This is a genomic window from Lactobacillus sp. ESL0225 (assembly GCF_003692905.1).
GTDB classification, from domain to species: Bacteria; Bacillota; Bacilli; order Lactobacillales; family Lactobacillaceae; genus Lactobacillus; species Lactobacillus bombicola.
Genome location: NZ_REHK01000003.1, coordinates 37,918 through 53,204, shown reverse-complemented (window position 1 = coordinate 53,204; position 15,287 = coordinate 37,918). Strand labels below are relative to the sequence as shown.

Sequence of the window (15,287 nt, the reverse complement as noted above, 5' to 3'; positions counted from 1 at the left end):
TCTAGCACATACCCAAAAAATACTTAATCTAAAGTTGTAGAGCATATTAGGCAACATTTTTACCAACAATAACCTAACTCAAGTCGCCTTGAACACCACTAAGTTCATCAATACGTTTTGACCGTTGTGGGGAACACTTCCTTAGGTTCAAATTGACTTAAGGTATTTTTCTGGAACACCCACACACATAGGGAACACTGGGCGGAAAATGACTATGCGCCCAGTCGTTAAGGATCACCCCCACATACGTGGGGAACACTTGATATTACCGACAAGGAAGGTACGACAGCCAGGATCACCCCCACATACGTGGGGAACACTCTTCAAGTAACATATCAATAAACCTCTTTATAGGATCACCCCCACATACGTGGGGAACACAGCGCAGTTAGTGATAGCTGATATCCCTTATAAGGATCACCCCCACATACGTGGGGAACACTAAATAGTTGTGCTATAGTTTATTTGGATTACAGGATCACCCCCACATACGTGGGGAACACTTACTTGGTAATCCTCATAATTTCGATAGTCCGGGATCACCCCCACATACGTGGGGAACACATGAAAAAACTTGGGGGCGTTTATCTAAAGATAGGATCACCCCCACATACGTGGGGAACACCAAAATTCGCCGTTCATATTATCAAACTGATAAGGATCACCCCCACATACGTGGGGAACACGCAATTGCACCACCAGAGGCTTCTGAGGCTTCAGGATCACCCCCACATACGTGGGGAACACAATCACTTAAAGCGTAGTTAAAATTTCTTTTCAGGATCACCCCCACATACGTGGGGAACACTGAGTTTTTTCGTTACTCCAATTTTGCCCTGAAGGATCACCCCCACATACGTGGGGAACACATAGGCTGATCTGGGTCAATTACCCAAATATCAGGATCACCCCCACATACGTGGGGAACACGTATTTAGACATGAGTAAATATGCTAACTATAAGGATCACCCCCACATACGTGGGGAACACTAATTCCAATCGGCGCCAATAAGCGACCTTTAGGGATCACCCCCACATACGTGGGGAACACTTCCTACAGAGGGTATGAAGATAAGATGCGATAGGATCACCCCCACATACGTGGGGAACACAGTTTTGCAACTTCAAACTACGGGGACGAAAAAGGATCACCCCCACATACGTGGGGAACACAACAGCTTAAAACACCGTGTTCACTAACAATAAGGATCACCCCCACATACGTGGGGAACACTTTTACGCTTAAAACACCAGGCGAAGTAACAGAGGATCACCCCCACATACGTGGGGAACACCGGATTATAATAACACAAGATATTATAGACGTAGGATCACCCCCACATACGTGGGGAACACATCCCAAATCATTGGAAATGAAATTGGCTTATAGGATCACCCCCACATACGTGGGGAACACAGACGGACAACGCTAAAAAATAATCGTGTGATGGGATCACCCCCACATACGTGGGGAACACTGTCTGGGCGTAAACAAAAACGGGTCTTTGGCAGGATCACCCCCACATACGTGGGGAACACCTGGGTTTACTTTCAATTAAAACAGAGAGGATAGGATCACCCCCACATACGTGGGGAACACAAGTCTTACCTTGACCACGGGCAACACTGACAAGGATCACCCCCACATACGTGGGGAACACTTAATCAAACATCAACACGCATTGGTGATCAGAGGATCACCCCCACATACGTGGGGAACACGAAACATAGCTTCCGTGATTTAAATCAATTGTAGGATCACCCCCACATACGTGGGGAACACCTATTATTCTTGTCTGGTGCAGCGATAGCATTAGGATCACCCCCACATACGTGGGGAACACAGTAAAAGATCCTTGTTATACCCTTATTTTTAAACTTTGATATTGCCATTTTCCATTAGTTTGTATAACAACTGCAACGTAGCCTTAGCATCAGATAGTGCATTATGTGGCTTGGAATTCTTAATATTATAAAAATTTAAAATAGTTGCCAAACGATAATTATCAATAAATTTTTCTGCTTTTTTAACTACAGGTAATAAATCTAAAGTTTCATTATCCGGTTCTTTTAAATTTACAGATCTATAGCCGGACATGAGAAAGGATAAATCAAACTGTAAATTATAGCCAATAATCGTGGCAGAACTAATAAACTCAGTTAGTTCTCTAAGAGCTCTATCTAAAGTAACCCCCTCTTTTTTCAATAATTCTAATGTTATGTCGGTTAATTCAGTTATCGTCTTTGGCACCGCAGTATCAACTTTAATTAATCTATAAAAACTATCATACTTTTTATCATTAATTTTTTTAACTGCTCCAATAGAAATAATTTGATTTTTATCTGGGTTTAGACCTGTTGTTTCGACATCAAGGGAGACAAAGTGTTTATTGGTTTTAGTTACTCTTGGCTTTTCAGACTTTTGTGCCACCATTCTAGCACGATGAAATTTAGCCGCATTGCTAAACCCATGTTTTTCAAAACCTGATACAGCAGTAGAATTAAGATGCATCATTAATGGAATGCCATCGAAATCAACAACTTTATACATTTTTCGTGTTGTCTTAATCTGATAACCTAATTCATTATTTGTATTATAAACCATTGTAGCTTCGCCATTGCCTATATTTTGAACTACTCTGTCCCATAGTAAATCACGAATTCTTGCACTCACATTGCCCACATAAACTCCAGTTTGAATTTCTTGATACCACTTAGTTAAATCTCCTCTCAAGGATGCTGGTACTTTGGTTAAAGTAATCACTATCATGTGTCATCTTCCTGATCTAGTTCATGATATTGAACCCCGAATTTTTGTAAGCCTAATTTGTCATCCCAAAGATTTATAACATCAATATTATTAATCTCATCAGTTACATTCAAAAGATTTTGTAAATCTTTTACCATTCTTACCAATAATTTACCATCTGTAAATGCATCCCGCATTGCCAATCTTGTTTTTGCAGCGATATCTTTATCATTGCCATATTTGGCCGTAATTTTAAACGCTACTGGAATTGAAAAATCTGCCTTGTACAGATCAGCAAAGTCATACACAAACGCTAAGTCGTGTCCCGTATGCACAAAACCTAAACCAGCAGAAGCACCCATTGCTACAATAACACTATAGCTTAAACCATACAAAGCCTGGTGCGCTTCTGTTAAAGCTTTATTAATTGGTGTCCCAGCTTCAAAATTATCAGGATTATATTCTCTTCTGGTCCATAAAACTCCCGTTGCCTGGGATTGCTCACGATAAATTTTTCGCACTCTACTGCCCTCTTTACCTCGCAATTCCTGCATCGTTAATCCTGATACATCTTCATTAGGGAAACGCATTTGATACATTTTTCGAGCTACCGCAATTCTTGATCGTGTATTAGAAACTAATTTTGCTTGTGCTTCAAGAAGTCTTGATGAATGATTCAAAGAACGCCCGTGAGCATATTGTCTTACACCTCGTTCTCCTACCCAAACAACAGCCATACCAGCAGTACCAATTAATTCCATGGCACGGTGTGTAATATCTACCCCAGGTCCGAGCATTAAGACACTCACGATTGCTGCGGGAACAAAAGCTGTTCCGCGACTATCAGTTATCATGAGTGCACTATCCTGCCGATTCAGCTTTGCATGTTCAAAATAAAGAAAAGTTAATCGATCCTTTACTCTCGCTAGCTCAGGTAAATCAGGTTTTCTGGCACCAAACTTTTCAGTCATTATTCTTCCCAGGTATCACTGTCATCAGACCCATACCAAATGCTTTTTCACGGCCAATGCCCTTTATTAATGCCTGTTTAAATTGATCTGCATCTTCTACACGTAAACGACCTTCAAAAGTTACTCTGCTAAGTCGCAGTCTACGTCCACTTTTATAAGATAATATTGGCCAATCGCGACTAACAATATCAAAAGTCGATTTATCAGTTGTAGTTCCCAATTGAAAACCTAATTTTTGAGAACGCTCAATTAACCATTTTCGTTGGTAATCTACCGTAATATGCGGAACAACTCGTCCCTGCTTTATACCTGGTTGAAGCACAGTATGAGTAGGATTAGCCGTTAATCTAAATTGCAGTAGTTGTCCCTGTTTTATGCTATTAAGCAGGCGATCATAACTCTTAATCATGACTGTATCATGAACACCATAGCGTAAAAGTTGTCGTTTGTCGGGCATATTTTCACTTAATAATAATAGGTACTTTTTGCCTTGTAGCTGATCAATTCGCCATAAATGCCGTAATTTTTTGCCATTGTTAATTTCATCAGGAAAACTTTGCTCTACCCAATTGTGAAAAGCAGAAAGTTGCGTTAAATCTTTCGTTTTTTGCCGATTAGCAATATCAATTTCAACTCTTGATAAATACATTTCTGCTCCTTTCTATAACGGCGACATCGCATCATGCTGCGTATTTTGCTTAAAAAGCGGATTACGTAATTCAACCTGTGTTGTGGTAATAGGGCGTGACTTATACTGGCGCGCTTTTGAATCAAGTGAAAGTACGTGATCCTTGACCAAACTTGTTCTGTTAGTAGACAGCAGATTAGCATCAGCAACGACTTGAATTTTTATCAATTCATCAGCACTATGTCTTCTTTGATACCAATTAGAAGCATGCCAAGGTAAAGCTTTTAATGCCGTAACAGGATCTTTATCAGGAAATTCAGTTATCTGTAATACTCCTGCTGGTGAATTTGCACGACGTCCTAAAAATAAGGCATAACGAGGATGTTTTAGAGCATATTTAATGCGATCAATATCGTCTGGGTCTCCGCCAATGGCCACCACAAAAACAGCATCCTGAAGATATTCGCGATAGGTAATTTTTCGTGTACCAGTTTTCCATTCAACGGTTTGGAAATCCGTTAATATTTTACCTGGCTGGTCAATGCGTACGGCAAATTGTAATTTATTTAATTCTTGCACTCGTTCGTCATCACGGCTATATCCTAAAGCGGCAGCAATCATGCCGATTATTGCACTTTTTGAAGGATAATCACCTGATGTACGTCTTTCAAAGGTTGCTTCATTGCCATAAGACTGCAATGGTGCCGTTAGTCTAATTGTTAATGTTTTCATCTGCTATTGCCTTTGTTAAAGCGGTAGTAATCTGCTCAATTAACTCAGTCAACTTATCAACTTGGTTGAATTTTTTATCTTTTGCTAAGTCAACTTGCGATAACGTGATGTTAAATAAGGGTTCATCGACTAGTTGGTTAGCAGACTTATATGCATTTTGCAATTTTTCAATTGACTTTTTGACATAACCATTTTGCGTAGTTACCGGTTCTTCAAATGCGGATATTAAATTCACCGGCGTATCCGTACGTAAAGTCAGCATAATATAATTTGGCAAGGTTTTGTTAGCAAAGGTATTTTGCTTTCCCGTTGGCATTGCCAAAATAAAGGCTTTAATAAACGCTGCGATGCTTTCAAGAGCATCTTTTTGGTCAAGATTCTTAATTAAGTCTTTAACATTAATGTTGGCATAGCGATACAAAGTAGCCGAATCATATTCAATCGTCCCCAGCATTGCCGCACCACTGGTGTCATCTGCTTGTAAGTCATCAAGGGCGGTAAAGTAATCATATTCTGGCACGATTTCGTGGGTTGAGATTACATGCGCTACTTGAGCTGATGCATCAACATTTAGCTCCGGATTATCTGCCACCATACGACCAAACAAGGCTAAATCTAATGAATTATCTTCCTTGAAAATTTGCTTGATTGCTTGTTTATCATCTTTATTGTCAATTTTATCATGATTAAGGGCATATTCTGCTAATTTATTAATCTGTCCCGGACTAACAAATAACAAAGCACCAGTTGCCATTTTACCAGTATCTTTATCTTTTTTAACTTTAATACCAGCAGCAGTCAAAATAGCAACAGCTTTATCCATAGCCGTTTTTTCATCTAGACTAGTGTCTAATTTTTGGATTTGCTTTGCTAGATATACAGCAATTTCTTTGGTTCTAGTTCCAATAGTGACCTTTTCTTTTTTAAAGTAATTACGCATTGCTCTTTTCCAGCTTTGAGATGAAACACGAGCACGTGTAACTCCACCATAAAACGCTGTTTTAGGTGCGCCGGTATCATCACGGTTAATATTGGATGATGGTACTGTCTGTAGCACATTAAAATCTAAAAATAAATTCTTTTCATTCATTATAATTACTTCCCTTCACTTAAATCATTATTATGGCCAAAATATTCTTCACCCCATGCTAATCTGACCTCATTAGCACAATGATAATTCCATTGAAATTTATATAAATCTTGCGCGAGCATGGGAAAATCAATCTCTAATGTCTTATTATCATTACTCTTTAGTATTTCTACTAGATGAACTAAAGAATTCAATACGCTGTCAATATTTGTTGTTGCCAGCAACACCTGTACACGCCGATCTAATGCTTGTTTTACTTTCTCGTCTTGTCTTAGTTTGGCAAGCGCCGTAAAGAAGCTAACACCAGCCGATGTGTTTTCTTCTTTTACTGAAACAAACTTATCTTGGCCCTGTTGAAAAATCGCATAAAAACGTATATCAGCATAAACAGCAACTTCACCTGCTGTTGGTTTACCATTTTGACTCAAGTATTTGTGGGGTAAATAATCCATTATGATTGGCCAGGCCTTTTGTGCCTTAGGACTAGTAAGCTTAGAAGCCCCCCTTAATGCCGCCAGAGTTGCTTTATCAAGATCACCGTTATTATAAAGCCGCTCAATAATTTTATTAGTTACTGCTTTAATTTTATAATCATCTGCCATAAATTATTTCTACCTACCTTTCTTTAAATCTAAATTCACATTAAATTTAAATTGATCCATGAGTATAAAAATATTTTGTAACCCATGTTCGGTAATGATACCTTTGATATCTCGAGATGAACTAGTATCAACTACTTTTTGCCCTGCATTAAAAGCGTAATTGCGTAATTGGTTTTGCCAAGCAATTATTTTCGGGTCACGTTCATCTTCATCAGTTAAGCTGGCTAGCCAATTTTTAAATGGTTCATTCAAACCATAGTAAAATTGTGCACTTAATTGATTAGCAAATCCTGTGAGACCATCTTTTTGAAATCCGCGCATTTTACCAAGATTACGGGCAAATATCCAAAAATCCTGCCCAATTTTCTGGGTAAGATCAATTACTTGTTCGATCCTTGCCGGCCAATAGTAAACATTATTTGTATCAAATAAAACACCGATATCAATACTCATATCATCATAAAGCTCTGCAGTTGGCGACTGCGATGTTGCATTGCCATCATCAATTAAGTCGATTGATACTAAAGTTAGCAATCTATTGCGGGTAATTAGTTGATTTTCTTTAAGTAGCCGCAGCCACTTAATAACGCCGGGTTCTTGGGTATCATTAGCGGTCTGAACATTGACATAATTACTAAAATTACGCCACATTGACTTACTTAAAGTCTTTAAGCTTCTAGCTGCTGGTCGATATTTACCCGTTTTGTCGTCTTGATGCCAGACAGTCATTGGTTCAATAAAAGCATTGGTACTGTCAATTTTGGGTAATCCTGCACTAAAAATTGTTGGTTGCACATCTTCGCTCCACTCAAAATGCAAAACTCGCGCCCAGCTCGTATAAAGTTCTGCAAGATTATCGGGCAGGTTCCCTGTTTGCCGCTCAGAAATATACGCTTTGGCACTGGCAAATTCCCAGACAGGTCTTTCTAAAGCAATTTTTTGTTCACCTTGATTATAGAGAACCAAGTTAAGCATTAATGTCTCAAAAATACTTTTCCCACTGATCAGAACTGGATTTAACTTATAAAGCCAACCGGGAGAAACGGAAAACTTCTCACTAGCAGTAATCTTAGTTTTATCAGTTACCCCAGTGTAGTTCTGATAGGTAATAACCCACCGAACTAATTCATCAATTGGCATTTCATTTTTATATTCACCAGCTTTGGGTGAGAACAAGGCAGGCGAATTATTACTTTCAGAAACTCGTCGATTAATTTGTTTAATTGCTACCGTGCCTTTACCCTTAGCTACTGACTTATTTGCTGGCACCAAACTGTCGTATTCTTCTTTGGTTGCTTGGTAAAAAGGATGTTTACCAAAAAAGTCAAACCGATCTGAATAATATTTTAAGTACTCAATTACCAAATCAGAAAATTGTCCCTTTTGGTATAATTCGTGCCAAGTTGTTAATGTATCTTCCTCGATGTCTTCTTCATCATAATCTTCATCAAATTTAGCGTCAGAGCCAAATTGATCAGTACCTTCTATTAGCCAATCATATAGCTGGCCAGCTGCATCAAAACGCGAATAAACGGTTGTTAAAATTGCTAATAATAAGCGCATAATTGCTAAATTTTGGACACGCATCTCTCCTGCTAATTGCCGATATTGATGTGCATTTTTAAATAAATCTATTAACGAAACTTTTAATTCTTGATTGGTGTCGCTGACAATTACCTTAATCCAAGGATCAGTAGTCAAATTAAATTTTCTTTCAATCATGGTCATCCTCCCTTGTATAACTCAAGCCAAACTTTTTAGAATATTCCATATTCCACTTACCAACCTTAGCCGACAGCTTATCATCTAATGGGAGTACTAAGGCTCCATTTAGCCAAACACTATTGTTCCAATTATCATGATAATGCTTGGTTTTATTCTCAAGCGTCCCGATTAATTGTTCAACTTCTTTTGGATATGTAGTTAAGGCTGACGGTAATTTGATTACTTGTTCAGCAATTTCATAATCTGGTACTGTATCTAACTTACGTCCATCTAATAGGAAATCGCCCTGAGAGGTATGTTTAATTAAGACTACCTCAATTGTTTCTTGAATATCACGGACAGCAGCGCTTGCCTTTTGCTCATCTTTATCAACATTTCCTTGTTTACGATCAAGCCAGCCAGTAATTGCTTCTTTTTTGGGCTTACCAATTTGAAATCTTGTTGCTTTGCCTTGCTCATTTGCAATATAATGGTCAAAGTTAGCTTTAGGTGTTTTGATTTCCTTGATTTCAGCATCTGTTTCAGCGTCATAAACTTTTTGGACAAGATCAGATATATCATTAGGTAAAATAATCTGGTTCTTTAAAAAATAATCGGTCTTCAGCAATAGATACTGCTGATAAATACTTTGATTAGCCTTGCCATAATCACCCAAACAATTAATTCCCATCACAAATAACTGGGGCGTTGCTAGTAACTTGGGCCGTTTAATGTTGTGCCGGTGCAACCGTCCTGCACGTTGCAACAGCAAATCCATCGGGGCGATATCGGTATAAAGAACATCAAAGTCAATATCAAGTGATTGCTCTAACACCTGTGTTCCGATTACAACCAATTTTTTAGGGCGCACAGCATTTTTTCCAATTGTTTGTTGCAATCTTTCTTCCTGCTTGCCTCGCTCGGCCGCTAAAAATGCAGAATGAAGCACGAAGTATTTGGTTCCCTTTTGCTCCAATACTTTAGCAAGTGCTTGCGCCCGCTTAACCGTATTTACAATTATTCCGGCAACTCCGCCGCCGTTTATTTTGTCTAAAACATGATTGATCAGTTCTTCATCAGCCAAATTAAGCCTACTTACCTGTAATTCTTTTTGTTTCTGATCATTTTGACCGGGAAAATCAGAAAATTGCTTTAATTGGCCGCTGTCTAAAATACTCAGCAATGGATAAGCTTGATTCTTTTTCCAATCGATTGGTGCCTTAAAAGTACGTTTATATGTTCTGCCATACTTTCCGTCTAAATAAGCTTCAATTAATTTTTGTCTTTTTTTTTTCGGTAGAGTTGCCGACAAAATCACCAGTGGTACATGATAGGCTCCCAGCCATGTAATTGCCTTATACAAATACTGGCTCATATAAGTATCATAAGCATGGACTTCATCAATAATCACCACTTTACCGCTAAAACCCAGATGCTTTAAGAAAAGGTGGCGCTGCTTTAGCGCCATTGACAGCAAGTTATCAATTGTTCCAACCGTAAACTTAGTTAAAATTGATTTTTTTCCTGAAAACCACGAATTAACTGTTACAGCCCCCGCTGTATTAACATTTTCCGCATCCGGCAATTGTCTATACGCTTTATTGAATTGGGCCTTACTATGCATTAATTTAATCGGAAAATTTTCTTTTTGCTTTTCAGCTAATTTTTCTATCCATTGATCAACCCGGTTAAACATGGCATTACTTGTAGCTTGTGTTGGCAAGCCGATAAAGACGCCATCTTCTTTACAAAGATAGGCTAATTGTTCCGCCGCCACTAAGGCCAGTTCTGTTTTACCCAAACCCATTGGAGCTTCAATAATGATCATTTCTGGATCTATAGTTTCACCAATTGCTTTTGTTGCTACTTTTTGGACAGGACGTGCGTTAAACCCCCAGCGTTCTTGATATGGATCCGTCATTTTATTTATTTTTTGCGGTTGCCATGTACCATTTAATAACCAATTATGCATTGCCTTCGTAAACCGCTGCTCCATATCCAAATCAGCCCATGATTGTTCCAGACTGATTAAGGGAAAGAGTTCCTTCCCATTTCTGGTATATTCACTTGAAGCTAACCAATCGGCTGTAATAAGCAAGCCCTCTAAAATAACTGCTTCTGGCTGAGTAATCGTAGGAATCTCGCTAACATCACTGTAACCGGAACTTACTAAAGCATAATCAAATAACTCTCTTTGTACCTGCTTCCACGGCTGTTTCAAAGTTTCATCTTGATCGCTTTGATAATAATTTGATGTATTGGCAGTCAAATCATTACTTGGCGAATCAGTTTCAGGCTTTCCATGATGACCACCAATTAAAGTTGCAACCGTGTCAGGAACTTGAAACTTCAGTAAAAGGGCTTCTCCAGCCCTATTATGAGGTGATAGATTGCGTGAAGCCAATTCCAACTGATCCAATTTAGAAAAACCACTTCTAACTAAATTTTCGATTAAATCGTTATCTAAAGTCTGAGCTCGATCATATGATTCTTTAGTTTGAAAAGCCGGTGTAGCCTTGCCAATGTCGTGGGTAAATCCCAAAAACTTAATCAATTTATGAATTTCCTCATCAGTCAAGTTTTGGGTTAAAAATTCTTGTTGTCCTTGGCTAAGCCATTGATTATAGAGAAAATTAATAACCTTTTGGGTATCAGTTAAATGGGCAACTAAAGGCAACCACAATAGTTGTCCATCTTTAACTTTCTTCTTACCCCATAAAGACAAACACCTTTTAGATAACTTTTCCATTTTACTTAATCCATTTCTTATTTTAATCATTACACTTGTTTGTATAAAACATATAGTATGATATGCATATCAGCATAAAATAATTTTATTCTTAATTAGAAAACGTTGTCAATGTTATTTACGACATAATTATTAATTTACTTAACAGGCTTGTTTCATAAACAATACCATTAAAAGAATTTAGCCAGATTATGAAGAAGCAATCAGAAAATATAGTAACTTCTACAATAACAAAAGACTCAAATGAAACTTAAAAGGGCTGACCTCGATTGCATATCGAAAACCAGCCCTAAATTAAAATTTAATAATTGCTCCTAATTTTGGCCTCCATATCATTTGATAGTAATGACCTTCTGTCTTTTTAAATTTCATTAGCTCTGCAACAAAAAAATAAAAGTGTTGAATTAACAGTTGAATTAACTAATCAAAAAATTATGCAACAAAAACAGCAATTACATAATAGCCGAGATAAAAGTTGATCGGCTTAAAAAGATTTCTGATACTTCTAACTAAAAAAATCACCATAAAACCTGGTGGTCAAAGTTATTCCTACAGATGATATAATATCTTCAAGCTTGTTTAGGCATTAAATATACTATAATACAATTAAATACATCAATTTAATTATTAGTTGAAAAGGGGTTTCTAATGAAAATTACGAAAAAATTTAGTATTGGACTTGCTGTCGTTTCTTTGATTGCAAGTCACTTTTTAGTAAATATTAATCAACCACAATCCATACAAGCAGCAAAACAAGTATCTAAAGGGAAAATCACTTTTATCAAAAATGATTATCTTTATGACAAATTTGGCCATAAAATTAAAGTTAAAAGGAATACATCACCTGATCCTTTTATGACCGATCAGCAAGGTTACAAAATAATTTATACCTATGAAGATTCAGACTTTAATTACTATGCAATAAACAAAATTAACGGTCAAAAATATTATGATCTTGGCGGTGGCAATTACGTCAACGCCGCAGTTGTTAAGGACGTTAACCAAAAAGATACTAAAAAAGGTAAGCTTGTATTGGCAAACAAGTCATTAATTTATACTGCCAAGGGTAAACCTACCGGACAGAGTCTTGCACAAAATGCAATTGTTACTTATTATGGCAAAGTCAGACCAACCACAACGATGCCTAAATATTTCTTTTATGATGAAGATCTTAATAAGCAAAAACAAATATTTTATTTACCGACTAAAACGATTAGTAATAAGCAATATTATGCTTTAGGACACAATCGTTATCTTCGTGCAGATAATATTGCTAGTATTGATGGTCATATTGCTCGGTATAACGGGGTTAGCTCAGCAACTCTCCTTGCGACAGTCAAAACAAGTACGCTTTCTCAACATCAAACCCATCATCTGCTTAAAAAAGGACAAAAGATCAAAATTGATCTTGCGGTTATTCCTCTCTATCTAGACGGCTTTGAGGGATATAGCTATCGGCTACACGATTATCCCGACGAATACATTGATGAAACAGATATTACTTTTCGAAATGACTTACCAATTGTTGACTATACAGCGTTAGCTTTTAACCCCGTTACTCCAGTAACAGGAAATTCTATTAAGCTCTTTGATTTTACAGGTAATCCTAGTGGTATAAGCATTCAAACTACAAACAATAACTCAATTTTAATAGATGGTCTCTTTTATCTCTGGCTACCTAATGAACACAAAACAGAATTATTTTACCATTTCCTTAACTATGATAATCCCAAATTAATTAATGACCAAACACAACAACCACTGAAACAGAATGATTTACCAAATAATGTAGCGGCTAACTATAGTAACTATTTTATCAAAGCCAGTGATGTTCAGTTTAATAATCAAAATAAACTACAAATTCAAAACACAAAACAGCAAGCTCAAAATGATCAAGTTATTGCAACCAATGCTGATAAAAGTGAGCTACAAAAATTATTTATGAGTTTTGAAAATACTAATAAGGTAATTACCCGATATAGTAATTTAGAAGCTAATTATCGTAATGCTTTAACTAATGCTTCCCAAGTTTTACGTTCAAACAAGGCAACAATTGCCCAAGTTAATGAAGCAACTTGGCTGTTAGAAGCGACTAGTAAGCAATTAATTTCATTGGATTTCCCATTAGGTGATTAGAATTACTTAAATAACCAAAATAGGTTAACTTCTAATAAGTTAACCTATTTTTCTTTAATTATTTAATTCCTAGTTGTTTAGCAAAACTTGGTTTTTTACCGTTATACATCACATAGATTGCCACTGGACTTTTTTTAGCCGAATGATTATACAACCTAAAGAGTTGCTCTGCTGTATATTTTTTTCCCTGAGGGTGATTGAGCTTTCCTTTACCTACTGCTTGAATATGCTTAAAACTTTGCCCCACGCCTGAACTCTTACGCAAACGATAATGACCCAATTTAACTGCAAAGCCATTTGGATTCCCTGCATGATCTAAAATGTTACTATTATGGATGTTAAAGTGACTCAAATCAATACCAGCTAACTTATAGTCATACTGAAACATTAGTGTAGAGTCTTTTAATTTGGGAGTATGAAAACCACTGAGGTCAACGTAAACTAACTGGGGACAATGCCTAAACATACTGCTCATTGTGGTTACCTTTTGGGTATTCCACCCCCTTAAATTTACACTTTCAAGCTTAGAATCATATTCAAATAAATCATCCATGATTTGGACTTGATTGGTCTTAAAGTTGTGCAAATCTAGGTCAACCAGATTTGTATCTTTTCTAAACATTGCCTGCATATTAATTAATCTACTGGTATCAAAATGGCTTAAATCTAAGCTAGTTAAAGCCGGATCAGCTTCAAACATATAATGCATATCAGTTACTTTAGACGTATCTAAGCCGCTGAGATTTAAGTGATTCAAAGCGGTATCATTGGTAAACATATAGGACATATCAGTAACATTAGATGTATCTAAATGGTTTAAGTCAAGGCTAGTTAAGTTTGTATTATATGAAAACATCCCTGACATATTAGTAACGTGACTAGTATCAAAATGGCTTAAATCAAGACTATTTACGCGAGAATGTGCAAACATATCGCGCATATTAGTCACATGACTAGTATCAAGATTGTTTAAAACAATCTGTGCATATTTAGTAGCAGCAAATAATTCCGACATATCAGTTACTTTACTAGTATTAAAGTGACTACTTAAAGTGAATTTTTCACCTGAAGTTCCAGTGCCTTGAAACATACCTCTCATACTTGTTAAGCTGTTAGTATCAAAATGGCTTAAATCAAGATTTGTAATTCTACTAGAGGCAAACATATTGCTCATATTGGTTACATTTCTGGTATCAAAATGACTTAGATCAAGGTTAGTAATTCCACTATAGGCAAACATATTGCTCATATTGATTACATTTCTGGTATCAAAATGACTTAGATCAAGATTATTCAGTTTTCTAGTTTGAAAAAACATACCAGACATATCTGTAACACTTTTGGTATCTAAATGACTTAAATCAAGATTAGTAATTCCACTATAGGCAAACATATTGCTCATATTGGTTACATTTTTGGTATCAAAATGACTCAAGTCAAGACTAGTTAAATTTAGATCATTATCGAAAAGACTTGCCATATTGTTTGTCGAACTTGTATCCATTTTATTTAATCCGCTAATGGCCTTTAGACTAGTTAAATTAGCAAATTTGTTTGCCACATTAGCAGGTAACTCTATCTGACCGTCAAAATTAAGATACTCAATTTCATTTGCCCACGACAACTCTTTGGTAAGCGGAATAGATGATAATTGACCATTTTCAATAGTCAATGTTTTAGTAACTACATCATAATTCCAGTTGCAGTCACCATCTTTTCCAGTCCAAATTCCCAATCCTAAGCTCGGATTACTTACTACTGTTTCTAGTGTTTTGGCTGATCCTTGAACAGTTGCAGCAGACTCCACGATACTAGCTAATAAAGCAAACATTATTCCTAACTTAACTAGTTTTGAAAAATGACCTCTTATCTTTTTAAATTTCATTATTAAACTCCCCTTCCTATATCTCAATTATAATATTTGA

The 15,287-nt window shown here is 36.7% G+C and carries 10 protein-coding genes and 1 CRISPR repeat array; of the genes, 1 reads left to right on the top strand and 9 read right to left on the bottom strand.

The genetic code is table 11. The features are described from left to right. Positions 1-230: 230 nt before the first annotated feature. A CRISPR array of direct repeats spans positions 231-1,845; the repeat unit is 28 nt; unit sequence GGATCACCCCCACATACGTGGGGAACAC. Between the two features lie 29 nt (positions 1,846-1,874). Genes cas2e through cas3 form a run of 8 tightly spaced genes read right to left on the bottom strand, consistent with a single transcriptional unit; the run spans position 1,875 to position 11,226 of the window. Continuing rightward, positions 1,875-2,771, bottom strand: coding sequence for a type I-E CRISPR-associated endoribonuclease Cas2e (gene cas2e / locus F5ESL0225_RS00520; protein WP_122047650.1), 897 nt, complete (start codon positions 2,769-2,771; stop codon positions 1,875-1,877). Then, on the bottom strand, positions 2,768-3,721 hold the full coding sequence (gene cas1e / locus F5ESL0225_RS00515) for a type I-E CRISPR-associated endonuclease Cas1e (RefSeq protein WP_122021154.1): 954 nt from the start codon (positions 3,719-3,721) through the stop codon (positions 2,768-2,770). The genes cas2e and cas1e overlap by 4 nt, the downstream gene beginning before the upstream one ends. Beyond that, positions 3,714-4,370, bottom strand: a complete 657-nt coding sequence (cas6e, locus tag F5ESL0225_RS00510) for a type I-E CRISPR-associated protein Cas6/Cse3/CasE (RefSeq protein ID WP_122047649.1) — start codon at positions 4,368-4,370, stop codon at positions 3,714-3,716. The genes cas1e and cas6e overlap by 8 nt, the downstream gene beginning before the upstream one ends. Positions 4,371-4,382: 12 nt before the next feature. Next, complete coding sequence (cas5e, locus tag F5ESL0225_RS00505) at positions 4,383-5,081, bottom strand: type I-E CRISPR-associated protein Cas5/CasD (RefSeq protein ID WP_122047648.1); 699 nt, start codon at positions 5,079-5,081, stop codon at positions 4,383-4,385. Continuing rightward, positions 5,062-6,171 (bottom strand): type I-E CRISPR-associated protein Cas7/Cse4/CasC, encoded by a 1,110-nt coding sequence (cas7e, locus tag F5ESL0225_RS00500; protein ID WP_122021151.1) that lies wholly within the window; start codon positions 6,169-6,171, stop codon positions 5,062-5,064. The genes cas5e and cas7e overlap by 20 nt, the downstream gene beginning before the upstream one ends. 5 nt (positions 6,172-6,176) lie before the next feature. Beyond that, a complete protein-coding gene (gene casB, locus F5ESL0225_RS00495; protein WP_122021150.1) occupies positions 6,177-6,773 on the bottom strand; it encodes a type I-E CRISPR-associated protein Cse2/CasB in 597 nt (198 codons plus the stop codon). 9 nt (positions 6,774-6,782) lie between these two features. Next, positions 6,783-8,495: a type I-E CRISPR-associated protein Cse1/CasA gene (locus tag F5ESL0225_RS00490; RefSeq protein ID WP_122047647.1), complete on the bottom strand. Its 1,713-nt coding sequence runs from the start codon at positions 8,493-8,495 to the stop codon at positions 6,783-6,785. Continuing rightward, on the bottom strand, positions 8,488-11,226 hold the full coding sequence (gene cas3 / locus F5ESL0225_RS00485) for a CRISPR-associated helicase Cas3' (protein WP_122047646.1): 2,739 nt from the start codon (positions 11,224-11,226) through the stop codon (positions 8,488-8,490). The genes F5ESL0225_RS00490 and cas3 overlap by 8 nt, the downstream gene beginning before the upstream one ends. A gap of 648 nt (positions 11,227-11,874) precedes the next feature. Between cas3 and F5ESL0225_RS00480 the strand changes: the two genes are divergently transcribed. Then, the gene (locus F5ESL0225_RS00480; protein WP_122047645.1) at positions 11,875-13,362 is read left to right on the top strand and encodes an SLAP domain-containing protein; all 1,488 of its coding nucleotides are present in this window, start codon (positions 11,875-11,877) and stop codon (positions 13,360-13,362) included. A 58-nt stretch (positions 13,363-13,420) separates the two neighbouring features. Here F5ESL0225_RS00480 and F5ESL0225_RS00475 read toward each other — a convergent pair whose 3' ends face one another. After that, complete coding sequence (locus tag F5ESL0225_RS00475; RefSeq protein ID WP_122047644.1) at positions 13,421-15,247, bottom strand: BspA family leucine-rich repeat surface protein; 1,827 nt, start codon at positions 15,245-15,247, stop codon at positions 13,421-13,423. Between the last annotated feature and the right edge of the window lie 40 nt (positions 15,248-15,287).